Source organism: Reyranella sp., from assembly GCF_017305915.1.
Classification (GTDB): Bacteria; Pseudomonadota; Alphaproteobacteria; order Reyranellales; family Reyranellaceae; genus Reyranella.
In genome coordinates, this window is sequence record NZ_JAFKJN010000005.1 from 61,730 (window position 1) to 84,631 (window position 22,902).

At 67.5% G+C, this 22,902-nt stretch carries 21 protein-coding genes; 4 read left to right on the forward strand and 17 right to left on the reverse strand.

Going from position 1 to position 22,902, the window contains the following annotated elements:
* Window positions 1–2 precede the first annotated feature (2 nt).
* The 6 genes from J0J01_RS00350 to dapA form a co-directional block, all read right to left on the reverse strand.
* Window positions 3–1,610, reverse strand: a complete 1,608-nt coding sequence (locus J0J01_RS00350) for a carboxyl transferase domain-containing protein (RefSeq protein ID WP_296378099.1) — start codon at window positions 1,608–1,610, stop codon at window positions 3–5.
* 135 nt (window positions 1,611–1,745) lie between these two features.
* Complete coding sequence (dctP, locus tag J0J01_RS00355; RefSeq protein WP_296378100.1) at window positions 1,746–2,786, reverse strand: TRAP transporter substrate-binding protein DctP; 1,041 nt, start codon at window positions 2,784–2,786, stop codon at window positions 1,746–1,748.
* Window positions 2,787–2,918: 132 nt separating this feature from the next.
* On the reverse strand, window positions 2,919–4,055 hold the full coding sequence (locus tag J0J01_RS00360) for an acyl-CoA dehydrogenase family protein (protein ID WP_296378101.1): 1,137 nt from the start codon (window positions 4,053–4,055) through the stop codon (window positions 2,919–2,921).
* A gap of 4 nt (window positions 4,056–4,059) precedes the next feature.
* Window positions 4,060–4,740 carry an SDR family oxidoreductase gene (locus tag J0J01_RS00365; protein WP_296378102.1) on the reverse strand — a complete coding sequence of 227 codons (681 nt, stop codon included), beginning with the start codon at window positions 4,738–4,740 and terminating at the stop codon, window positions 4,060–4,062.
* The gene (gene smpB, locus J0J01_RS00370) at window positions 4,737–5,207 is read right to left on the reverse strand and encodes an SsrA-binding protein SmpB (protein WP_296378103.1); all 471 of its coding nucleotides are present in this window, start codon (window positions 5,205–5,207) and stop codon (window positions 4,737–4,739) included. The genes J0J01_RS00365 and smpB overlap by 4 nt, the downstream gene beginning before the upstream one ends.
* A gap of 12 nt (window positions 5,208–5,219) precedes the next feature.
* Window positions 5,220–6,098, reverse strand: a complete 879-nt coding sequence (dapA, locus tag J0J01_RS00375; protein ID WP_296378104.1) for a 4-hydroxy-tetrahydrodipicolinate synthase — start codon at window positions 6,096–6,098, stop codon at window positions 5,220–5,222.
* Between the two features lie 161 nt (window positions 6,099–6,259).
* Between dapA and J0J01_RS00380 the strand changes: the two genes are divergently transcribed.
* Window positions 6,260–8,386, forward strand: coding sequence for a lytic transglycosylase domain-containing protein (locus tag J0J01_RS00380; RefSeq protein WP_296378105.1), 2,127 nt, complete (start codon window positions 6,260–6,262; stop codon window positions 8,384–8,386).
* On the opposite strand, the gene J0J01_RS00385 is transcribed toward J0J01_RS00380, so the two are convergent.
* Both J0J01_RS00385 and J0J01_RS00390 read right to left on the reverse strand, forming a co-directional pair.
* The gene (locus J0J01_RS00385; RefSeq protein WP_296378106.1) at window positions 8,383–9,351 is read right to left on the reverse strand and encodes an aldo/keto reductase; all 969 of its coding nucleotides are present in this window, start codon (window positions 9,349–9,351) and stop codon (window positions 8,383–8,385) included. The genes J0J01_RS00380 and J0J01_RS00385 overlap by 4 nt on opposite strands.
* Window positions 9,352–9,507: 156 nt before the next feature.
* On the reverse strand, window positions 9,508–9,819 hold the full coding sequence (locus J0J01_RS00390) for a monooxygenase (RefSeq protein ID WP_296378107.1): 312 nt from the start codon (window positions 9,817–9,819) through the stop codon (window positions 9,508–9,510).
* A 16-nt stretch (window positions 9,820–9,835) separates the two neighbouring features.
* Here J0J01_RS00390 and J0J01_RS00395 point away from each other — a divergent pair, with 16 nt between their 5' ends.
* Both J0J01_RS00395 and J0J01_RS00400 read left to right on the forward strand, forming a co-directional pair.
* Window positions 9,836–10,510, forward strand: a complete 675-nt coding sequence (locus J0J01_RS00395; protein WP_296378108.1) for a haloacid dehalogenase type II — start codon at window positions 9,836–9,838, stop codon at window positions 10,508–10,510.
* Window positions 10,510–11,490 carry a threonine/serine dehydratase gene (locus J0J01_RS00400; RefSeq protein ID WP_296378109.1) on the forward strand — a complete coding sequence of 327 codons (981 nt, stop codon included), beginning with the start codon at window positions 10,510–10,512 and terminating at the stop codon, window positions 11,488–11,490. Before J0J01_RS00395 ends, J0J01_RS00400 begins: the two co-directional genes overlap by 1 nt.
* 96 nt (window positions 11,491–11,586) lie before the next feature.
* Here the strand turns inward: J0J01_RS00400 and J0J01_RS00405 are convergent, their stop codons facing one another.
* From J0J01_RS00405 to J0J01_RS00415, 3 genes are all read right to left on the reverse strand, one after another.
* The gene (locus J0J01_RS00405; protein WP_296378110.1) at window positions 11,587–12,543 is read right to left on the reverse strand and encodes an ABC transporter permease; all 957 of its coding nucleotides are present in this window, start codon (window positions 12,541–12,543) and stop codon (window positions 11,587–11,589) included.
* Complete coding sequence (locus J0J01_RS00410; protein ID WP_296378111.1) at window positions 12,540–14,123, reverse strand: sugar ABC transporter ATP-binding protein; 1,584 nt, start codon at window positions 14,121–14,123, stop codon at window positions 12,540–12,542. Before J0J01_RS00410 ends, J0J01_RS00405 begins: the two co-directional genes overlap by 4 nt.
* A gap of 67 nt (window positions 14,124–14,190) precedes the next feature.
* Complete coding sequence (locus J0J01_RS00415; protein ID WP_296378112.1) at window positions 14,191–15,144, reverse strand: sugar-binding protein; 954 nt, start codon at window positions 15,142–15,144, stop codon at window positions 14,191–14,193.
* A 98-nt stretch (window positions 15,145–15,242) separates the two neighbouring features.
* Between J0J01_RS00415 and J0J01_RS00420 the strand changes: the two genes are divergently transcribed.
* Window positions 15,243–16,256, forward strand: a complete 1,014-nt coding sequence (locus tag J0J01_RS00420) for an adenylate/guanylate cyclase domain-containing protein (protein ID WP_296378113.1) — start codon at window positions 15,243–15,245, stop codon at window positions 16,254–16,256.
* Here the strand turns inward: J0J01_RS00420 and J0J01_RS00425 are convergent.
* From J0J01_RS00425 to J0J01_RS00450, 6 genes are all read right to left on the reverse strand, one after another.
* Window positions 16,177–17,223: a branched-chain amino acid ABC transporter permease gene (locus J0J01_RS00425; protein ID WP_296378114.1), complete on the reverse strand. Its 1,047-nt coding sequence runs from the start codon at window positions 17,221–17,223 to the stop codon at window positions 16,177–16,179. The two genes, J0J01_RS00420 and J0J01_RS00425, sit on opposite strands and share 80 nt — an antisense overlap.
* Window positions 17,220–18,101 (reverse strand): branched-chain amino acid ABC transporter permease, encoded by an 882-nt coding sequence (locus tag J0J01_RS00430; RefSeq protein ID WP_296378115.1) that lies wholly within the window; start codon window positions 18,099–18,101, stop codon window positions 17,220–17,222. Before J0J01_RS00430 ends, J0J01_RS00425 begins: the two co-directional genes overlap by 4 nt.
* Window positions 18,102–18,103: 2 nt before the next feature.
* Window positions 18,104–18,808 carry an ABC transporter ATP-binding protein gene (locus tag J0J01_RS00435; RefSeq protein ID WP_296378116.1) on the reverse strand — a complete coding sequence of 235 codons (705 nt, stop codon included), beginning with the start codon at window positions 18,806–18,808 and terminating at the stop codon, window positions 18,104–18,106.
* Between the two features lies 1 nt (window position 18,809).
* The gene (locus J0J01_RS00440) at window positions 18,810–19,568 is read right to left on the reverse strand and encodes an ABC transporter ATP-binding protein (protein ID WP_296378117.1); all 759 of its coding nucleotides are present in this window, start codon (window positions 19,566–19,568) and stop codon (window positions 18,810–18,812) included.
* Window positions 19,568–20,863: an ABC transporter substrate-binding protein gene (locus tag J0J01_RS00445; protein ID WP_296378118.1), complete on the reverse strand. Its 1,296-nt coding sequence runs from the start codon at window positions 20,861–20,863 to the stop codon at window positions 19,568–19,570. Before J0J01_RS00445 ends, J0J01_RS00440 begins: the two co-directional genes overlap by 1 nt.
* A gap of 83 nt (window positions 20,864–20,946) precedes the next feature.
* Window positions 20,947–22,899, reverse strand: a complete 1,953-nt coding sequence (locus J0J01_RS00450) for an alkyl sulfatase dimerization domain-containing protein (protein ID WP_296378119.1) — start codon at window positions 22,897–22,899, stop codon at window positions 20,947–20,949.
* Between the last annotated feature and the right edge of the window lie 3 nt (window positions 22,900–22,902).

Consider the following 22,902-nt stretch of genomic DNA (forward strand, 5'->3'; position numbering starts at 1 on the left):
CCTCACATCCGGAACACGCCGAACCTGGTCGGGCCGATCGGCTGGTTCATCGCCGCCGACAGGCCGAGCGCCAGCGCCATGCGCGTGTCGACCGGATCGAGGATGCCGTCGTCCCACAGCCGCGCCGTAGCGTAGTAGGGATGGCCCTCGCGCTCGTACTGGTCGAGGATCGGCTGCTTGAAAGCGGCCTCTTCCTCCTTCGACCACTGCCCGCCCTTGGCCTCGATGTTGTCGCGCCGCACGGTCGCCAGCACCGACGCCGCCTGCTCGCCGCCCATCACCGAAATACGCGCCGACGGCCACATCCACAGGAAGCGCGGGCTGTAGGCGCGGCCGCACATGCCGTAGTTGCCGGCGCCGTAGCTGCCGCCGACGATCACCGTGAACTTCGGCACGCCGACGGTCGAAACCGCGGTCACCATCTTGGCGCCGTCGCGCGCGATGCCGCCCGCCTCGTACTTGCGGCCGACCATGAAGCCCGTGATGTTCTGCAGGAACAAGAGCGGAATGCCGCGCTGGCCGCACAGCTCGATGAAGTGCGCGGCCTTGAGCGCCGATTCGTTGAACAGGATGCCGTTGTTGCCGACGATGCCGATCGGATGGCCCCAGATGCGGGCGAAGCCGGTGACCAGCGTCGTGCCGTAGAGGTGCTTGAACTCGTCGAGCTCGCTGTTGTCGACCAGGCGCGCGATCACCTCGCGGATGTCGTAGGGCGTGCGGCCGTCGGTCGGGATCACGCCGTACAGCTCCTCGGCGGCGTAGCGCGGCTCGACCGGCGGCAGCAGCGCGAGCGACGGCTGCTTCTTCCAGTTGAGGTTGGCGACGATGCGCCTGACCATGCCCAGCGCATGGCTGTCGTTGTGCGCGTAGTGGTCGGCGACCCCCGACGTGCGGGCATGCACGTCGGCGCCGCCCAGGTCCTCGGCGCTCACGATCTCGCCGATCGCCGCCTTCACCAGCGGCGGGCCACCGAGGAAGATCGTGCCCTGCTTGCGCACGATGATGGTCTCGTCGCTCATCGCCGGCACGTAGGCGCCGCCCGCCGTGCACGAGCCCATAACGCAGGCGATCTGCGGAATGCCTTGCGCCGACATGTTGGCCTGGTTGTAGAAGATGCGGCCGAAGTGGGTCTTGTCGGGGAAGACCTCAGGCCATTGCGGCAGGTTGGCGCCGCCGGAGTCCACGAGGTAGATGCATGGCAGCCGGTTCTCCATCGCGACTTCCTGCGCCCGGAGATGCTTCTTCACCGTCATCGGATAGTAGGTGCCGCCCTTCACCGTGGCGTCGTTGCACACGATCACGCACTCGACGCCGCTCACCCGGCCGACGCCGGTGATCACGCCCGAGCCCGGCGCCTCGTTGTCGTACATGTCCATGGCGGCAAGCGGCGACAGCTCGAGGAACGGCGAGCCTGGATCGAGCAGCGCCCTGACCCGCTCGCGCGGCAACAGCTTGCCGCGCGAGACGTGGCGCTTGCGCGAGTCCTTGCCGCCGCCCAGCCGCACTTGGTCGGTGCGCGTCTTGAGGTCGGCGACCAGCCCGCGCATCGCCTCGGCGTTGCGCTTGAAGGTGTCGGAACGGGTATCGATCTGCGAAGCGAGGACTGTCATGTCCCGGCCAAACTGCCCGGACCACGCCGCCGGTTCAAGTGCACCTCACCCTGAGGAGCGGCCCGCAGGGCCGCGTCTCGAAGGGTGGGATCAAAAACTTGTCTGTACGCGAGCTCCTCAGGATGAGGTATCCCGTTACGGCAGACGCGACATTGTCCGCCAGTCCATGCCCTGCGCCATGAACTTCCTCAGGTCGACCCAGGCAGCGGCGAACTCGGCGTCCATCTCGGCGCGCTCCTTGAGCACCGCCTCGGCGTTCCTGCGGAAGGCGTCGAGGATTGCCGGCGACCACTGCTTGATGGTGACGCCCGCGGCGCGCAGTTTCTCCAGCGCCAGCGACTGGGTGTGCGGCGAGCGGCTCAGCATCAGCGCGATGTTGGCGCGGCAGGCGGTTTCGATCTGCGCGCGCTGTGCGGCCGGCAGAGCCGCCCACTTGTCCTTGCGCATCAGGAAGTCGATCACCGCCGAGGGCTGCTGCCAGCCCGGCATGTAGTACGGCAGGCCGAGCTTGTCGAAGCCGAGGGCCGCGTCCATGGCCGGGGTCGACATCTCGCCGCCATCCACCTTGCCCTGCTGCAGCTTGTAGAAGAACTCGCCTGCCGGCACCGGCTCCAGCGTGGCGCCCATGCGGGCGAGCACATCGCCGGCGAGCTTGCCGTAGCGCAACTTCACGCCCTTGAAGTCCTCCGGCGTGTTGAGGTCGGCGCGGAACCAGCCGCCGCCCTTGGAACCTTGCACGCCGCACGGGATGCCGGTGACGCCCAGCCGGTCGTAGGCGTCGTGATGGAACTTGCCGCCGCTGCCGTCGAGCAGCCAGGACGTCATGACGCTCGGCCCCGGGCCGAACGGCACCGTGCCGAACAGGCTGAACACCGGCGCTTTGGGAGCGGCATAGCCCGCCCAGGTGAAGGCGGCCTCCAGGTCGCCGGCGACTATTGCGTCCAGCATATCTTTCGTTGGCGCGATGCGGCCGGGCTCGACGATTTTGACCGTCAGCGCCCCCGCCGACATGTGCTTCAGCGTCTTGGTGAAGGAGCGCACGCCCTCGCCGGCGCCGGGCAGGCCCGGATTGAAGGCGGTCTGCATCTGGATGACCCGGGCGCCGGGAGCGTCGGGCTCCCCGGCCGCGGCTGTACCCGCCGCCGTGCCGAGCACCGCAGCGAGGACCCCAATCACCCCAAATTTACGGCGCACGGTGTTCCATCCGCCGCCCAGGCTCCCCTGCCTTCTGGAGCCGCACGGGCGGCCCACTTCATAGAGGGTGACTCTTGCACAATTACAGGCCCCGCGACAAGCGACAGGCAGGCATCACAACGCCGCAAGGCCCCGGCCGATCAGAAGACGTTGCACGTCGCTGGTGCCCTCGTAGATCTGACACACCCGCACGTCGCGCCAGATCTTCTCCGCCAGGCAGTCGGCGACGTAGCCGTACCCGCCATGGATCTGGATCGCGGCCGAGCACACTTCCTCAGCCATCTCGGAGGCATATAGTTTGGCCATTGCGGCCTCCGTGAGGCAGGGCTGGCCGGCGTCCTTCAGGCTGGCGGCATGCAGGACCATCTGCCGCGCCACGGTCACCTTCGTGGCCATGTCGGCCAGCCGGAACTGCACCGCCTGGTGGTTGATGATCTTGGTCCCGAAGGCCTCCCGCTCGCCGGCATAGGCCCGGGCCAGTTCGAAAGCCGCACGGGCCATTCCCACGGCCTGGGCAGCAATTCCGATGCGCCCGACCGAGAGATTGGCCAGCGCCACCCGGTAGCCGTCGCCCTCCTCGCCCAGCAGCGCGTCGGCGCCGACCTGGCAGCCCTCGAAGGCGATCTGACAGGTGTCGGACGACTTCTGGCCCAATTTCTTCTCGACCGATGCGACACGGTAGCCGGGGGTCCTGGTCGGCACGATGAAGCAGGAGATGCCTCGCTTGGACGAGCCGGGATCGGTCACGGCGAAGACCAGCGCCATATCGGCCGTGCGGCCCGAGGTGATGAACTGCTTGACGCCGTTCAGCACCCAGCCGTTGCCCTTGCGGGCCGCCCGCGTCTTGAGATTGGACGCATCCGAACCCGCATGCGGCTCGGTGAGGCAGAAGGCGCCGAGGATCTCGCCCCGGGCCAGCGGCTTCAGCCACTTCTCCTTCTGCTCGGTCGAGCCGTAGGTCAGCAGCGCCGCGCAGTCGGGTGAGTTGTTGACGCTCATCATCGTCGACAGACCGCCATCGGCCGCCGCGATCTCCTCCAGCGCCAGCACGTAGGACACCATGTCGGCGCCGGCGCCGCCCCACTCCGCCGGCACCGTCATGCCCAGGAAACCGAGCTTGCCCATCTCGGCGAGCAGCGGACGCGGGATCTCGCCGGCGGCTTCCCAGGCGCGGACATGCGGCAGCACCTGCTCGCGCGCGAAGGCGCGGGCGGTGTCGCGGATCAAAGTCTGTTCTTCGCTGAGCAGCATGGTGTTACCAGGGAAGTTCGGTGCCGTCGTACTGGAGATAGCGGCCGTTGTCCGACGGCTTGAAGCCCGCGATGGTCTTCACCATCGCCGGCACGCTCTGGTCGATCGTGAGCGGCGCTGTGCCGCCGCCCATGTCGGTCTGCACCCAGCCGGGATGCAGGGCGACGCACGTGATGCCGCGGCTGCCGAGGTCCCTGGCCAGGCAATTCCATTCCATGTTCAGCGCCGTCTTGCTGGCGCGGTAGAAGTAGCGGCCGCCGTTGTTGCTAGCGAGGCTGCCCAGGACGCTGGTGATAGCGACCATCTTGCGCTCCTTGGAGCGCGCGACATGCTCGACGAAGGCCTCGGCCATCATCAACGGCGCCAGCGTGTTCACCTCGAAGATGCGGCGCCACTCGCCCGGATCGAAGCCGCCGAGATCCTGCCCGGGCGAACCGCGGCTGCCGCCGATCCCGGCATTGCAGATCAGGACATCGATCGCCTCACCGTCGAGCTTCCGTGCCAGCGCTTTCATCGCCTTGTAGTCGGTGACCTCCAGTGCGTGGTGCTGCACGTCGCCCTCGACGCCTTTCAGCCCGTCCGGCGTGCGCGCGCAAGCCATCACCTTCCAGTCGCCGGCGGCGTACAGCCTGGTGAATTCCAGACCCAGCCCGCGCGCGGCGCCGGTGATCAGGACGGTGCTCATCGCCGCGCCAGCAGGCGGGCACGCTGGCGCTTCCAGTCGCGCTCCTTGATCGACTGGCGCTTGTCGTGCGCCTGCTTGCCGGTGGCCAGCGCGATCTGCACCTTGGCGCGGCCCTTCTCGTTGAAATAGACCTCGAGCGGCACCACGGTGCGGCCCTCGCGCTGGATGGCGCCGATCAGCACGTTGATCTGCCGCTTGTGCAGCAGCAATTTGCGCGGCCGCTTGCGCTCGTGGTTGAAGCGGTTGCCCGAGGCGTATTCCGGGATGTCGGAATTGACCATCCAGGCCTCGCCGCCCTCCTCGGTGACATAAGCCTCCGCGATCGAGCTCCTGCCGCCACGCAGCGACTTCACTTCGGTGCCCGTCAGGGACAGGCCCGCTTCCATCGTCTCCTCGATGAAGTAGTTGTGCCGCGCCTTGCGGTTCTGGGCCACCACCGTGCGGCCCAGCTCCGGTTTCTTCGCCAATGTAAAACTCGTCTAGTTGATGAGGCCTGCGTGGACCATCGCCTCGCGCACGGCCTTCTTGCTGCTCTCGGCGATCGGCACCATCGGCAAGCGCATCTCGGCGCTGCACTGGCCGATCAGCTCGGCGCCGAACTTCACCGGGCCGGGGCTGGTCTCGCAGAACATCGCCTTGTGCATCGGCATCAGCCGGTCCTGGATCTCGAACACCTTGTCGAGATTGCGCGCCTTCCAGGCGTCGTGCATCTCGGCGCACAGGCGCGGCGCCACGTTGGCGGTCACCGAGATGCAGCCGTCGCCGCCCTGGGCCAGGAAGCCCACCGCGCTCGCATCCTCGCCCGAGAGCTGCACGAAACCTTTCTTGGCGCGCAGCTTGGTGAGGGTCGGGCGCGCCATGTCGTAGCTCGCATCCTTGATGCCGACGATGCCCTTGACCTGCGACAGCCGGATCACGGTCTCGACCTGCATGTCGCCGCCGGTGCGCGGCGGCACGTTGTACAGGAGGATCGGGATGTCGACCGCCTCGGCCACCGCCTTGAAGTGCTGGAACAGGCCTTCCTGGGTCGGCTTGTTGTAATAGGGCACGACCAGCATGGCGGCATCGGCGCCGGCCTTCTTGGCGTGCTGGGTGAGCTCGATCGCCTCGGCCGTCGAGTTCGAGCCGGTGCCGGCGATCACCGGCACGCCGGTACCCTTGGCGGCGGCGATGCAGATGTCGATCACCCGCTTGTGCTCTTCCATCGAGAGCGTCGGCGATTCGCCCGTCGTGCCGCAGGGGACCAGGCCGTCCGTGCCTTCCTTGATCTGCCAGCCGACGAATTTCTCGAATCCCTTCTCGTCGACCGATCCGTTCTTGAACGGGGTGATCAGCGCAACGAGTGATCCGGCGAACATGGCTTCCTCCCGATTTCCACCAATCGGCTAATCTACGCCCCACCTACCACCCCGGCAAGGTGAGCAACTTGCCATTGTGATGCCGCGTTGAGGTGCCTACGATTCCTAGCGTGAAACAAGAAAATGCCCCCCTCCTATTGCTGACCTTGGCCGGCCTGTTGATGGCCCCGGCCCAAGCCCAGCAGCAACAGCACGGCGTGACCATTCTGCGCGGGGAAAGCAGCGACCAGCTACGCGAGGGCAAGCCCGACATGGGCATCCGCCGCACGCCGCCCGCCAACCCGGCGCCCCGCCCCCAGGCCGCCGACTCGCCGCCGCCGGCATCCGCCCTGCCGATTGCCCGCGACGGCAGCGGCAACGGCGTGGTGCCGCCGTCGACCGACAGCGAGATGTCCCAGGCGCTGACGTCGCCCAAGACGCTCAGTCCAGGCGAAGCGGCGGCGCTCGCGGCCGCCTTCAAGGCGGTCGACGACAACCGCTTCGCCGATGCCCGCGCCGCGGTCGCCAACTTCAACAATCCCCTGCTCGTCCGGATCGTCGAATGGAGCGTGCTGCGGGTGGCGCCGCGCAAGGATGCCGACTTCGCCGCGACCTGGCGCTTCCTGCGCGAGTATCCCGACTGGCCCGAGCCCGAGATCCTGCGCCGCCAGGCCGAGGACCGCCTCGGCCCCGAGACGCCGTCGCCGCAGGCCTTCGCCTACTTCACCGCCTTCCCGCCGCTCACCAGCGCCGGCCAGATGAAGCGGCTCGCCGCGGCGCAGAGCGTGAGCCCGTCGAGCGTGCCGAAGCTCGCCAGTGAGAGCTGGCGCAACGCCACCTTCAAGAAGACCGACGAGGACGAGTTCCTCAACAAGTACAGCCAGCATCTGTCGGGCGACGACCAGATCGCCCGCTTCGACCGCATCCTGCGCGAGGGCCGCGCCCCCACCGCGCGCGAGCTGCTGCCCAAGCTGCCGCCGGACTACCAGCCGGTCGCCGAGGCGCGGCTCGCCATGGCGACGCGCGCGGCCGACGCCACAACCGTGCTGCGCGGCGTGCCGGCGGCCAAGCTCGCTGAGCCCACGATCAAGCTCGAGCAGCTCGCCTGGCTGCGCCGCACCGGCAACTTCAGCGAGGCCAAGGCGATCGCGCTGCAGGCCACGGCCAACCAGAACGACACCTGGTGGAACGAGCGCCAGCAGCTTGCGCGCGACATGCTCGCGGCCGGCCATCCCGCCGATGCCTATGCCGTCACCGTACCGCACGGCCAGACCCGGGGCGTCGCCTTCGCCGAAGCGGAGTTCCTCGCCGGCTGGATTGCGCTCCGCCATCTCAAGAAGCCGGCCGAGGCGCAGAAGCATTTCCAGACGCTCTATGACGGCGTGTCGTTCGACAGCTCCAAGAGCCGCGCCGCCTACTGGCTGGGCCGCACACACGAGGCGGCCCATCGCCAGAAGGAGGCGATGGAATGGTTCACCCGCGCCGCCGCCTTCGGCCAGACGTTCTACGGCCAGCTCGCCGCCCGCAAGCTGCCGGGCGGTTCACGGCAGATGCCGAGCGATCCGGTCGCGACCAACGCCGACGAGCAGGCACTGGCCGGCCGCGAGCTGGTGACCGTGGCGCGCTTCATCGGCCAGAGCGGCGACAGCGAGCGCACGCGGCCGTTCCTGCTCCGGCTCGCGCGCCTGGTGACCGGGCCGGGAGAAACCCTGCTGCTCTCCCGTCTCGCCAGCGAGCTGAAGCGGCCCGACGTGGCGCTGACCATCGCGCAGCGGGCAACCGCAAGCGGCGTCACGCTGTTCGACGCCTCGTTCCCGGTGGTCGAGCTCGGCTCGACCGGCTCGATCGAGCGGGCGCTGGCGCTGGCGCTGACGCGGCAGGAGAGCGGCTTCAACGCCGCCGCCGTCTCCTCCTCGGGGGCGCTCGGGCTGATGCAGCTGCTGCCCACGACGGCGCGCGAGGTCGCCGGCAAGATGTCGCTGCCCTTCGTGCAGGACAAGCTGACCAACGACCCGCAATACAACGTGGCGCTGGGCAGCCAGTATCTCGCCCAGATGCTGCAGCGCTTCGGCGGCTCCTACGAGCTCGCTCTGGCCGCCTACAACGCCGGCCCCGGCCGCGTCGCGCGCTGGCTCGACACGATGGGCGATCCGCGCGCCGGCAAGATCGACATGGTCGACTGGATCGAGATGATCCCGCTGCGCGAGACCCGCAACTATGTGCAGATCATCATGGGAGGCGTCGGCGTCTATCGCGAGCGGTTGAACGGCCCGTTCACCCTGCAGCGACCCGGCATGGGACGGTCCTAGGCGGCGATCTTCGCTAGCGCGGCTGCCGGCAACGGACCCTTCGCCACCGCCTTCGCCGCTTCCTCGAGCTGATCGAGGGTCGAGTAGCCGACCAGCATCGTCGTCACCGCGGGATGGGCGATCACGAAGCGCTGGGCAAGTTCGACCAGGCTCCCGGCCGTGCCGTCCTTGATCAGCGGCTCGAGCTGCCTGGCCCGTGCCACGTCCGCGGCGAAGTTCGGCGCCGAGCCGATCGGATCCACCTGCTGCATGGCGAGCGGATGGCGCGCCTCGGTGCCGGCAAGTGCGCCACCCGCCAGCGCGCGGATGACGATGGTGCCCATGTCGGCCGCCTTGGCGCGGTCGAGCAGCCGGCCGTAATCGAGGCCCGGCGCGCCTTTGGGCATCGGCCCGCCAGCGCTGGGATTGAGCGCATTGTAGACGACCTGCACGGTGTCGAAGGCCTTGGAATCGACCGCCTTCAGGATCGATGCCGGCTCGCCGGTGCCGCTGAAGCCGATGAAGCGCGTCTTGCCCGCCTTCTGCAGCTTGTGCAGCGCCGGCACGACTTCGTTGAGCGCGATCTCGACATCCATGTGGTCGTCGGCGTCCTTGGCGACCAATGGATTGTGCAGTTGGAAAAGATCGACATAGTCGAGACCGAGGCGTTGCAGGCTCTCGTCCATCGACTGGGCCACGTAGTCGGAGACCCGCGAACGGTCGGCCGTCTTCAGCCGAAACTTGGTGCCGAGGATGACGTCGTCGCGCTTGCGGCCCTTGAAGATGCGCCCGAGCGTCCGCTCCGATGCGCCGTTGCCGTAGAGGGCGGCGGTGTCGATGTAGTTGATGCCGAGCTCGAGGGCGCGCGCCAAGGCGCGATCCTGGTCGGCCGCGGCGCCCTTGGTCATCAGCCCGCCGACGGCGCCCGCACCGTAGCCCAGCACCGAGATCTCGAGGCCGGTTCGGCCCAACCTGCGCTTCTGCATGTCGTTTCCTCCCGTCTTTTTCCTCCCCATTCAAATGGGGAGGTGGCGGCGTAATCGCCGACGGAGGGGTCATGAGCCACAGTCATGGTGCGGCTCATGACCCCTCCGTCGCGGGTTACCGCGCCACCTCCCCATATGAATGGGGAGGAAAATGAATCACTCCTCGACCTTCACCTGACCGGCTTCGTTGTCCACGATGACGTGGTTGTCGTAGTAGGTGACCTTGGGCTTGGCACCGAAGGCCGCTTCCATGCGCTTCTCCCAGTCGGGCGTGTACCAGGCGCGGGCAGCGGCCTCCGATTCCCAGAGATAAACCCCGCCGCCGCCGGCCTCGCCGTTGAGGTAATACTTCTTCAGCAAGCCCTTGGCGCCCAGCGCCGTGTAGGTCGGCGCCGACTTGCGCGCTGAATCCACAGCCGCATCGCGCGGCCGCTTGGCCATGGGGATTTGAACGATGGCGACGAACATGCGAGTAGCCTAGCACATGAAAGACATCGAAATGTGCGTGTTCGATGCGTACGGCACGCTCTACGATTTCAACTCCGCCGTCGCCCGGCATCGCGCTGCGATCGGGCCCAAGGCCGATGCGTTGTCCGAGATGTGGCGGACGAAGCAGATCCAGTACACCTGGCTGCGCAACGGCATGGGCGACTACGCGCCGTTCTGGCAGGTGACTGGCGAGGCGCTGGACCACTGCCTCGCCGCGCACGGCATCGCCGATCCGTCGGTGCGTGACAAGCTGATGAATGCCTACCTGGCGCTCGACCCGTTTCCCGAAGTGCCGGCAACGCTCGACCGCCTGCGCCGCGCCGGCGTGCGCTGCGCCATCCTGTCGAACGGCAATCCCGAGATGCTCGATCCGATGGTGAAGGCCTCGGGCCTCGCCGACCGCTTCGAGGCGGTGCTGAGCGTCGACGCCGCCCGCGTGTTCAAGGTCGATCCGAAGACCTACCGCCTGGTCGAGGCGCGCTGCGGCGTGAAGCCCGACAAGGTCTGCTTCCTGTCGTCGAACTGCTGGGACGCGCATGGCGCGGCGCGGTTTGGCTTCAACGTCGTCTGGGTCAACCGCGCTTCGGCACCGGACGACAACCTGCCGGGCAAGCTCGCCGCGCAGGTCAAAGACCTTTCGTTCCTGCCTGCCCTGTTGGGGGTTGCCTGATGTCCATGCCGACCTTCGCCGATGTCCAAGCCGCCGCGCGCCGCCTCGACGGCATCGCGATCCGCACGCCATTGCTCGAGAACCCGCGGATCAACGACCAGCTCGGCGGCCGGCTGTTCATCAAGGCCGAGTGCCTGCAGCGCACCGGCTCGTTCAAGATCCGCGGCGCCTACAACTTCCTCGCTTCGATGAGCGAGGCCGACCGCAAGAAAGGCGCGGTCGGCTGGTCGTCGGGCAACCACGCGCAGGGCCTCGCCGAGGCCGGCCGCCTGCTGGGCGTTAAGACCACCATCGTCATGCCGGCCGATGCGCCGGCGCTGAAGGTCGCGAACACCCGCGCCTCCGGCGCCGAGGTCGTGCTCTACGACCGCGTGAAGGAGAGCCGCGAAGAGATCGGCATGGGCATCGCCAACAAGACCGGCGCGACGGTCGTGCCGCCCTACGATCATCCCTGGATCCTGACCGGCCAGGGCACGGCAGGGCTGGAGCTGGCCGAGCAGGCCAAGGCGCTGGGCGTCACGCTCGATGCTGTCGCCGCGCCCTGCTCCGGCGGCGGCCTGTCGACCGGCGTAGCGCTGGGCGTGAAAGGCATCATGCCGAACGCGACCGTGCATGCCGGCGAGCCGGCGGGGTTCGACGATCTCGCGCGATCGCTCAAGAGCGGCAGAAAGGAGACCAACGAGAAGCTCTCGGGCTCGATCTGCGACGCATTGCTGGCGCCGACGCCGGGCGACGTCACCTTCCCGCTGGCGCAGCAGGTGCTCGGACCTGGCCTGGTGGTGACGGACGACGAAGTGCTCGACGCCATGGAGGTGGCGTTCCGCGAGTTCAAGATCGTGGTCGAGCCGGGCGGCGCGGTCGCGCTCGCGGCGGCACTCACCGGCAAGCTGCCGGTGCAGGGCCGCACCGTCGCCGTGATCTGCTCCGGCGGCAATGTCGACCACGCGACCTTCGCGCGGGCGCTGGCGCGGCGGATCTGAGCCCCACCCTGTCTGTCATCCTGAGCGTAGCGAAGGATCTCATGCCGGTTGCCAGCGGCGATGAGGTCCTTCGCTTCGCTCAGGACGACAGAGAACCTAACGCGCTCGTTTTCGGTTCCTGAGCCGCGTGAGCTGCTGATCGGCGAGCACGCCGATCAGGATCACCGTGCCCATCACCGCGAAGTTGAGCGAGCTCGGGATGCCGAGCAGGTTGACCAGGTTCTGCAGCACCTGCAGCAGGATGGTGCCCAGCACGATGCCGAGGATCGAGCCCTCGCCGCCGCGCAGCGAGCAGCCGCCCAGCACGGCCGCGGCGATGCCGTAGAGCTCGTAGAAATTGCCGTGGCTCGCCGGCGAGATCGAGCGCGTGTACATCGCGAGATAGATCGACGACAGCCCGGCCAGCGCGCCGCACAGGATGTAGGCCGCGGCGATCACCCAGTTGGTGCGGATGCCGGAGTAGCGCGCCGCCTCCTCGTTCTTGCCGACCGCGAACAGATAGCGGCCGAACACCGAGCGGTGCAGCACCACCGCCATCAGCGCCGCCACGATCAGGAAGACGATGAAGGAATGCGGCACCCCGGCGGTGCGGCCGGTGGTGATCCATTCCAGCGTCGGCAGGCGCTGGCCGAACTCGAAGCCCGCGGTGCCGTCGTTGGTGTAGTAGCGCGCAACGCCGCGATAGATCAGCAGGCCGCACAGGGTGACGATGAACGGCTGCAGCTTGAGCTTGGTCACGAGGTAACCATGGATGGCGCCCAGCACGGTGCCGCCAAGCACGGTGATGATCACCGCCTGCCACCACGGCAGCGCATAGGTCACCAGCAGGTCGATGAAGATGACGCCGAGCAGGGCGAAGATCGAGCCGATCGACAGCTCGATGCCGCCGGTGATGATGACGATGCCCTCGCCCAGCGAGAACAGGCCGAACAGACCGATCAGGTTGGCGGTGTTGCCGAGATTGATCGGCGACAGGAAGCGCGGGTTCAGGACCGCAACCACGCATCCCACCACCAGGATCAGCAGGAACAGGCCGAGTTCTTTCTTCATCATGACGCCACGGCCTCCGCGGCCTGCATGTCGCGCCGCCCGACGGCCAGCCGCATCACGTTCTCCTCGCTGAACTCGTTGCGGGTCAGGAAGCCCGCGATCCGGCCCTCGCGCATGACGGCGATGCGGTCGCTGACGCCGATCACCTCCTCCATGTCGCTCGAGATCATCAGCACGGCGACGCCGCCGTCGGCGAGCCCGCGCATCAGCTTGTAGATCTCCGCCTTCGAGCCGACGTCGATGCCGCGCGTCGGCTCGTCGAAGATCACCACCCGGGGCTTCATCGACAGCCACTTGGCCAGCACCACCTTCTGCTGGTTGCCGCCCGACAGGGTGCCGACCAGCGTGTCGACCGAGGCCGTACGGATGTCGAGCGCCGCCTTCTGCTCCAGAGCGTTGCGACGCTCGTCGCCGCGGCGGACCAGCATCGCGCGCGCGAAGGCCTTGAGGTTGGGCAGGGAAATGTTCTCGTTGACCGATTCGTCGAGCACCAGACCGGTGCGCTTGCGGTCCTCCGGCACCAGGAAGATGCCGAGGTCGATGGCGTCGCGCGGCTCGCGGATCGCGACCCGCTGGCCGTCGAGTCGCACCTCGCCCGCCAAAGCGCGGTCGACACCGAACAGCACTCGGGCGAGCTCGGTGCGGCCGGCGCCGACCAGGCCCGCCATGCCGAGGATCTCGCCGCGATGCAGGGCAAGGTCGATCGCTTCGTCGGGATGCACCGGTGTACGCATACCGGCTGCCTCGAGCACCGGCTCGCCGGGCGGGCGCAGCGGCGAGATGTAAAGCGACTTGAGATCGCGCCCGATCATCATGCGGATCATCGCGTCGTGGCGGATCTCGCCGCGCTGTAGGGCGCCGACCACGGCGCCGTCGCGCAGCACCACGACGCGGTCGGCGCACTGCTCGACCTCGTTGAGACGGTGGGAGATGAAGATCACCGAGACGCCGCCGGCCTTGAGCTCCGCGATCACCTTCAGGAGCCGCGCCGTCTCAGAGGCGGTCAGCGCCGAGGTCGGCTCGTCCATGATGACGACCCGGGCATCGAGCGACAGCGCTTTGACGATCTCGACGAGCTGGCACTGCGCCAGCGACAAGTCGGCGACCGGCGTATGGGCCTCGAAATCGACGTCGAGGCGGCGCAGCAGCGGCGTCACCTTGTCGTCGAGCGCGCGGTGATCGATCAGCCGCGCCGGGCCCCTCACCGGCTCGCGGCCGATCATGACGTTGGCCGCGACGTCGAGATTGTCGAACAGGTTCAGTTCCTGGTGAACGAAGGCGATACCCGCCTTCATCGCGGCGGCGACCGTGAGCGAGGCATGCTCGGCGCCGTCGATGCGGATCGTGCCCTCGCTGGGCTCGACCACGCCGCCCAGGATCTTCATCAGGGTCGACTTGCCAGCGCCATTCTCGCCGATCAGCGCCAGCACCTCGCCGGGCCCGACCGCGAGGCTGACGCGGTCGAGCGCTTTGACGCCGGGATAGGTCTTGCTGACGGCGAGCAGTTCGAGAAGTGGAGCCTCTTTCTTTCCCTCCCCATTCACATGGGGAGGCGGCCGCAGGCCGGAGGGGTCATCGGTCATCGAGGCGATTTTGACCCCTCCGCCCCTTCGGGGCATCTCCCCATTCGAATGGGGAGGAATGCCATCCCTACTTCCTGCCCTGCCGTTCCTTCAACTCGGCCCAGAAGGCGTCGACGTTGCCCTTGTCGATGATCTTGGTCGGGATGACGATCAGCTTGTTCGCCGGGATGGAGGACTTGTCGCCCTCCAGGTACTTGGCCATCAGCTTCATGCCCTGGTAGCCCCATTCGTAGGGCTGCTGCACGACGGTGCCGACGATGGTGCCTTCCTTGACGCCGCCCAGCGTGATCGGATCTTCGTCGAAGCCGATGATGGTGACCTTGCCGATCTTGCCGGCGTCCTTCAGCGCCTCGTAGATGCGCGGCGTGTTGTACGAATAGAAGCCGACCATGCAGTTGATGTCGGGCCGCGCCGAGATCATGTCCTCGACGTTGCGCTTGGCGCGGGTCTGGTCGATGTCGTCGGCGCGGACGTCGACCAGCTCGATCTTGGTGCCCTTGATGACCTCCTTGACGCCCTCGATGCGCTCGCGCGCATTGTCGGCGCCCGGCAGGCCGACGAAGCCCATGCACTTGCCGCCGTTGGGCATCGCCTTGACCATGAGCTGGCCAGCCTGCTTGCCGGCGTCGGTGTTGGACGAGCCGATATAGACGATGCGCTTGCTGTTGGGCGCGTCGCTGTCGGTGGTGAACAGCGCCACCTGGCCGCCGACCCGATTGAGCGCATCGCCCATGGTCTTGGGGTCGACCGGGCTCACCAGGATGCCGGCGACGCCCGCCGCGACCAGATCGTCCATGATGCGGGTCTGGATCGCCGCCGAGGACTGCTCGGGATACTTGAAGGAGAGGTTGTAGTTCGGCAGCTCGGTCTGGGCCTTCTTGACGCCGGCCTCGGCCGCCTTCCAGAAATCGGACGCACCGTTGACCACGAACGCGAGAGTCTTCTTGCCCTGGCTCTGGGATGCGCCGCTCAGCGCCCCGAGCGCCAGCACCGCAGTGGCGGCCAGCAACAGCCTTTTCATGAGCGTTCTCCCTCAACGACGATTTATGGTGCGAAGGCTATGCGTAGCGCGAACGGACCGTCAATCTCCAGGGAGCGGCAGCAAGGTATGCAGACGTCATGATGCAGTCGCAACGCGACCGTCGGGCCTGGCGGCTTTTCTTCCGTCTCAGTCTCGGCAGCGCGCTGATCAGCGCCCTGTTCGGCTACAGCCAAGGGTCGGAAACGCCGCTGAAGTCGCTGCTCATCGGCATCGTCGGCTCGCTGGTGATCGCCACGCCGATCATGCTGGTCGAGATCAAGGGGCAGCGCGCCCTGCTGCGGCACCTGCGGCACCTGCCCCTGTTGGCCTATCTCGGCCTGAAGATCGCCTTCTACCTGGTGGTGATCCTGGGCGGCCTGCTGCTGCTGCGCGTCCTGAACATCTCGAGCCACGAGCGGTTCGACGACACGTTCGGCGCCTCGCTGGTCTTCGCGACCGTCATGGCGGTGGGGACCAACGTGGTGCTCGAGATCGGCATGCTGCTGGGCTTCGGCACGCTGAAGAACCTGTTCACCGGCCGCTACGTGCAGCCGCGCCGCGAGCAGCGGGCCTTCCTGCTGATCGACATGCGCGACTCGACCGGGCTGGCCGAGCGCCTGGGCCCGATCCTGTTCCACGAGCTGCTGAACGACTTCTTCCGCGACGTCTCGGACGCGGCCCTCGAATGCGGCGCGGAGATCCACAAGTATGTCGGCGACGAGGTCATCCTGACCTGGCCGCACCGCGCGATTGCCGACGGCGACTGCCTGCGCTGTCCGTTCATCGCGCGGGAGCGGATCGAGGAGCGGCGCGACCATTACCTCGCTCGTTACAAGGCGGTGCCGGAGTTCCGCGCCGCCCTGCACTACGGCGAGATCGTCGCCGGCGAGATCGGCGACGTGCGGCGGGAGATCGCCTATGTCGGCGACACGCTGAACAGCGCGGCGCGGCTGCTCGACGCGGCCAAGGAGATGGGGCGCGACGTGCTGGCGTCGGGCGACTTGCTGGCCCAGGTGGCGCTGCCGCAGGAGGTCACGGCGGAGAAGCTGCCGATGCTGAGCGTGCGCGGGCGGGCTCAGCCGCTGGGCGTGTCGGCGCTGGCGCGCGCCTGAGCTTCAGGCGGTCGAGGATGCTGCCCAGGATGCCCTTGGGCAGGAAGATGATGAACGCCACCAGCAGCGCGCCGTAGATCAGGTTGTCCCAGCCGACCGCCTTGGTGCCGAAGCCGATGCGCAGCATCTCGGCCAGCAGGATGGTGATAATCGCGCCGACCGTCGGCCCGAGCGCGACGTAGAGGCCGCCGACCACCGCGGCGAACACCATCTGCAGCGAGATGCCGATGCCGCTCACCGTGTCGGGCGAGATGAACATCTGGTACTGGCAGTAGACGGCGCCGGCCAGCGCGGTCATCAGCGCGCTCAGCACCGTGATCTTGAGCTTCTCGGCGGTGACGTTGACGCCGGCGGCGGCGGCGGCGTCCTCGTCCTCGGAGATCGCGTCCATCGCCGAGCGCGCCATGCTGCGGTCGACCCAGGTCCAGACCACCAGGCCGAACGCCCAGACCACCAGCGCCCCCAGGTACCACACGACCTTGTCGCCCGATTGCATGGCCAGCAGCTGGCTGCCCTTGGTCGCCTCGGGCGTGTAGCCCAGCGAGCCGCCGGTCCAGTCGCGGGTCGCGGTGATGACCTGCAGCACGATGCCCGACAGCGCGAGCGTCACCAGCGCGAAGTAGTGGCCGGTGATGCGGAAGCGGAAGCACGGGTAGCCGACGATCAGCGCCAGGATCGCGGCGCAGACCAGCGCGATCGGGATGCCGAGCCACGGCGTCAGCCCGAGATGGTTCCACAGCAGCGCCGTCACGTAAGCGCCGACTCCCATGAAGCCGCCATGGCCGAGCGAGGTCAGGCCGAAGCGGCCCATCATCGACCACGAGGTGTAGGCGAACGACCAGATCAGGATCAGGATCAGGATGTGCAGATGATAGGGGTCGCGATGCACGAACGGCACGGCCGCGAGCACAATTGCAGCGACCGCCCAGGCGATGGGCCAGGCGATGGGATTGCGACCGAGGCTCATGAGCGCCTCGCCAGCAGGCCGGCGGGCCGGATGAACATCATCAAGATGAAGAAGCCGAAGGCCAGCACGTAGCCCCACTCGAGGTCGGAGAACAGGCCGCCGAGCGAGATGATCTCGGCGAACAGGAACGAGGCGACGAAGCCGCCGACGAAGTTGCCCAGCCCGCCCAGCACGCAGATCAGGAAGGTCACCGGCCCGATCGACAGGCCGATGAAGGGATGGACGTCGTACATCAGCACCAGCAGGCAGGCCGCGAGACCCGCCAGGGCGCCACCGATCGCCGAGGTGATGAGGTAGATGCGCTTGGTGTCGACGCCCATCAGCACCATGATCTGGCGGTCCTGGGCGATGGCGCGGATCGCGGTGCCGACATAGGTCTTCTTCATGAAGACATAGACCGCGACCATGCCGATCAGGGCGGCGACGAAGGCGAGCAGCCTTGCGTAGCTGAAATGCATCTCGCCGACCGCCAGGATCGGCAGCTTGATGCCGACATTGCGGAAGTCGATGCCGAAGACGACGGTGGCGAAGCTCTGCAGGAAGAACAGCACGCCGCCGGTGGCGAGCAGCTGGTTGATCGGCGGCGCGGACAAGAGCGGCTCGATCACCAGGAAATGCAGCAACGCGCCGAGCGCCGCCACCAGCAGGATGCAGAGCGGAGCCGCGACCCAGTACGGCATGTGATAGACGCTGAACAGGTAGTACATGCCGTACATGCCGATCATGATCAGCTCGGCGTAGCAGATCCAGGTCACGTCGATGACGCCGAAGATCAGGTTCAGCCCGAGCGCCAGCAGCGCCAGCACGCCGCCCAGCAGGATGCCGTTGATCACGGCCTCGAGCAGGTAGATGTCGAAGATCTCGAGGAAGGCTTCCATGGTCACACCCCGAGATAGGCCTGCTTGATGGTGTCGCTTTCCAGCATCTCGGCCGAGCTGCCGGAATGGCGGATCGTGCCCGCCTCCAGGAGGTAGGCGCGGTCGACCACCTTGAGCACCTGCTGCACGTTCTGCTCGACGATCAGCACCGTGAGCCCGCGCTCGCGGATACGCTTCACCAGCTCGAAGATCTGCTGCACCACCACCGGCGCCAGGCCGGCCGACGGCTCGTCGAGCAGCAGCAGCTTGGGATCGCTCATCAGCGCGCGGCCGATCGCGCACATCTGCTGCTCGCCGCCCGACATGGTGCCGGCGAGCTGGTGTCGCCGCTCCTTCATGCGCGGGAACAGGCCGAACACGAGCTCCAGCCGCTCGTCGTGCTTTCTCCGCGCCTGGGGCATGAAGCAGCCCATCTTGAGGTTGTCCTCGACGCTGAGCCGCGGAAACAGCCGGCGGTTCTCCGGCACGTGGGCGATGCCGAGGCTTACGATGCGATGCGCCGCCGTCGCGAGCACGTTGGTGCCCTGCATGGTGAGTGCCCCGCCGCGCGGCCGGATCAGGCCCGAGATCACCCGCATCAGGGTCGTCTTGCCGGCACCGTTGGGGCCGATCACGCCGACCGCCTCGCCCGCCCGGACCTCGAGGTTGATGCCGAACAGCGCCTGGAAGCTCCCGTAGCCCGCGTCGATGCCCCTGAGCTCCAGCATGTCAGCGGTTCCCGCGTGCCGCGGCGACGGCCTGCGTCGCCTGCGCGTCGGTGCCGAGATAGACCTCGATCACCCGCGGGTCGCTCGCCACCTGGTGCGGCAGGCCCTCGGAGATCTTCTCGCCGTGGTCCAGCACCATCACGCGGTCCACGACCTTCATCAGCACGCCCATGATGTGTTCGACCCAGATGATGGTGATGCCCAATTCGTCGCGGATCTTGCGCAGCATGTCGGCGGCCTGGTCCATCTCCGTCTCGTCGAGGCCGCCCAGGCTCTCGTCCGCGAGGAGCAGCTTGGGCTCGGTGGCAAGCGCCTTGGCAAGCTCGAGCTTCTTCAGGCCGGCAGCGCCCAGCCCGTCGACCGGCGCATGGCGATCCGTCGGCAGCCCGACCATGGCAAGCGCCCGCTCGGCCGCGGCCTCGGCCTTGGCGCGGCTGTGGCGGTTCTGGCCGAAATAGCCCGCGAGCGCGGCGTTCTCGAAGATCGAGAGGCGACGAAAGGGCCGCGGGATCTGGAAGGTCCGGCCGATGCCGCGGTTGATGATGGTGTGCGGCGCCAGCCCACTCAGCTCGTGGCCCTCGAACTTGATCGATCCCGCGCTCGGCGCGAAAGTCCCCGAGAGCATGTTGAAGATCGTGCTCTTGCCCGAGCCGTTGGGGCCGATCAGGCCGAGGATCTCGCCCTGATCGACCTTGAACGACACGTTGCTCACAGCGGTGAAGCCGCCGAAGCGCTTCACCAGTCCTTCGACCGCCAGCACTACTTGTTGCTGTAGGTCGTGCCGGCCGGCAGCGGCAGCACCGGCTCGGCCTGCTGCTGGCTCTTCGGCCACACGACGACCGCCTTGCCGTCGACATACTGCGTCACGACCGGGAAGGCGCGCATGTTCTGGCCGGCAAGCTGGTCAGTCTCGGCAGCGAACTTCACGCCGAAGCCCAGCATCGTGCCGCCTTCGGGCAGGTCGACGTCGAGCGCGGCCTTGCGCAGCGCCTCGCCGTCGATGCCGCCGTACTTCTTGATCGCGACCGGCAGCACCCTGGTGAAGAACAGATAGGCGTTGCTGGCCGACATGCCGACATGCGCCGAGCGCGACGCGCCGGGCTTGGCCTTATCGAACGCGTCGCCGACCATCTTGATCACCGGCGGCAGCGCGGGATCGAGGCTCTTCGGGTTGGTCAGCCAGATCGAGATCGGGTCGATGGTGAAGAGATGGTTGGAATCGTCGCCCAACCCTTCCTTCAGCTTGTCGTAGACGCTGTAGCCCGCACCCTGGCCGACGATCGCCTGGACCTTCAGCCCCTGCTCGCGCGCCTGGCGCAGCAGCAGCGTGATGTCGGGATTGTAGCCGGTGTGGAAGATCACGTCCGGCCGCGCGCGCTTGAGCTTGGTCACCAGCGCCGACAGGTCGGGCGCGGTGATCGAGTAGCCCTCCTTCAGCACGACGTTGAAGCCGTGCTTCTTGGAGCCGGCCTCGTCACCCTTGGCGACGTCGACGCCGTAGGCGCCGTCCTCGTGCACGATCGCCACGCGCAGGTCCTTGGGCTCCTTGCCGAGCTTGGACTTGGCATACTCGGCGATCATGTCGGTCGCGGCGACGCCGTAGAGATTGCCGCTGACCTGCGGGCGGAAGACGTAGTGCAGATGGCGGTTGTCGAGCACCGCGCTCGAGATGCAGGTGGTGAGCCACATGAATTTCTTCAGCGTCTCGACCTTGGCGGCCGCCGGCACGCACTGCGCCGAGGAGTAGAAGCCCATCAGCATGTCGACCTTTTCCTGCTCGACCAGCCGCACGGCTTCGTTGATCGCCACGTCGGGCTTGCTCTGGGCATCGGCGTAGATCGGCTCGATCTGATAGCCCTCGACCCCGCCCTGCTTGATGAAGTAGTCGATCATGATCTTGGCGCCGGTGTACTGCAGCTCCGAGCCGCCGCCCGCGAACGGGCCGGTCAGGTCGTAGACCACGCCGATCTTGATCTTCCTATCCTGAGCCTGGGCAGCGACCACCAAGCCAAGGCACGCAACAAACGCGAACGCCAGACGCACCATCTTGGACATGCTGTCCTCCCTGATCCCGCGCGGCTTCGTTATTCGTTTTTGGTTGCGCGCATCACACGGACTGCCCATGCACCTGTCAAGCGCTAACGCCCTTCGCCGGGCGTCAGGATCTCGAACATGAGGCCTGTCGGCTGATCGAGCATGTCGAACAAAGCCGCGAGCCGCGCGACGTCGCCCTCGACCCGGATCGCGCCCGACGCGAGCGCGTCCGGCAGCTTGGTCCGGCCGAGCGTGACCTGGTCGAGCGTCGCCCGCGTGGTGGCGATCGAGACTGCGGCGGCATCCGACCACTCGCCCAGGCGATGCGTCAGCGTGCAGTGCTTCAACGTCTGGGCGAGCTTCTCGCCGCGATCGGTGAAGTGCCAGTTGATGACCATCGCCTGCCCCGCCGCCTTGGCCGGGTCGAGCCGGATCGCCATCGAATCGAAGAAGATGTCGGTGCTGAGCCCCGCCAGGGTGTCGGCCGACATCAGCCCGCGCGCCGGCACCTTGAACGCGCCGTGCCTGAGCTCCATCGCGCCGTAGAGGAAGGCATTGCGCCAGGTCGCCGACTCGGCCTGGTAGCCCATCTGCTCCAGCGCGTCGGCGCAGAGCGCGCGGGCCGAGAGGTTGTCCGGCTCGGCGTAGACCACCTCCTTCATCACCTGGGCGACCCAGCGGAACTCGCCCTTGGCGAAGTCGGCCCTCGCGCGCGCGATCGCCGCATCGGCGCCGCCCATGTACTCGACGAACTTCTTCGCGGCCGGCGCCGGCGGCAGCGGATGGAGATTGCAAGGATTGCCGTCGTACCAGCTCAGGTACCGCTGATAGACCGCCTTCACGTTGTGGCTGACGCTGCCGTAGTAGCCGCGCACCGACCAGCGCTCGGCGAGGCCCGGCGGCAGATCGACGACCTCGGCGATCTCCGCCGGCCGCCAGCCCTTGTTCATGTGGCGCAAGGTCTGGTCGTGGATATGCTTGTAGAGGTCGCGCTGCGCCTCGAGCCGGTCGAGCACCGCTTCGCGGCCCCAGGTCGGCCAGTGGTGCTGGCCGATCATCACCTCGGTGCGCGGCACATACATCGCGATCGCGTCGCCGATATACTTCGCCCAGATGCGCGGATCGCGCGCCACCGCGCCGCGCAGCGGGATGAAGTTGTGCAGCAGCGGGCAGGCGTTCTCCGCCATGTTGAGCACGCCGAGCTCAGGATAGAACATGTGCATCTCGGCCGGCGCCTCGGTCTCGGGCGCGAGCTGGAAGACGATCTCGAGCCCGTCGATGGTGTGGGTCTCGATCGCCTGCTCGACGCTCATCGTCGGTGCGATCAGGCCCGGCGTGCCGCGCGCCACCGACTTGCCCAATCCGGCATCGACCTGGCCGCGCGCCCCGCGCGGCAGCATGGTGCCGAACTGGAACTGCGCCCGCCGCGACATCGGCAGCCCGGCCAGCACGTTCTCACCGGCAATCGCCTCCATGAAGCCCGCCGGCGCGATCACCTTCACCTTGCCCGCCTTCACATCGGCCTCGTCGACCACGCCGCGCACGCCGCCGTAATGGTCGATGTGGCTGTGGGTGTAGATCACCGCGACCACCGGCTTGTCCGGCCGATGCGCGCGATAGAGCGCCAGCGCCGCGCGCGAGACCTCGGCGGTGGTCAGCGGATCGATCAGGATCAGGCCGCTGTCGCCCTCGAGCACCGTCATGTTGGAGATGTCGAAGCCGCGCAGCTGCCAGACGCGCTCGGCCACCTTGAACAGGCCGTTGGCCATGTTGAGCCGCGCCATGCGCCACAGGCTGGGATTGACCGTCGCCGGTGCGAGCTCGCCGTCGACAAAGGCGTATTCGCCCAGATTCCACAGAACCGTGCCGCCGCCGGTCTGCACGACCCCGTCGGGCACCGCCGCGATCAGGCCGCGTCGCGCGGCCTCGAAATCATCCTTGTCGGCGAACGGCAGCTTCGCCGCGAGCGCGGCGTTGGCCGCACGCGTGGCGGCCTCGGCATCGCGTGCCACGTCGAGGTGCGATGCCGGCACCGGTACGGCGGATCCTGTCGCCATGTT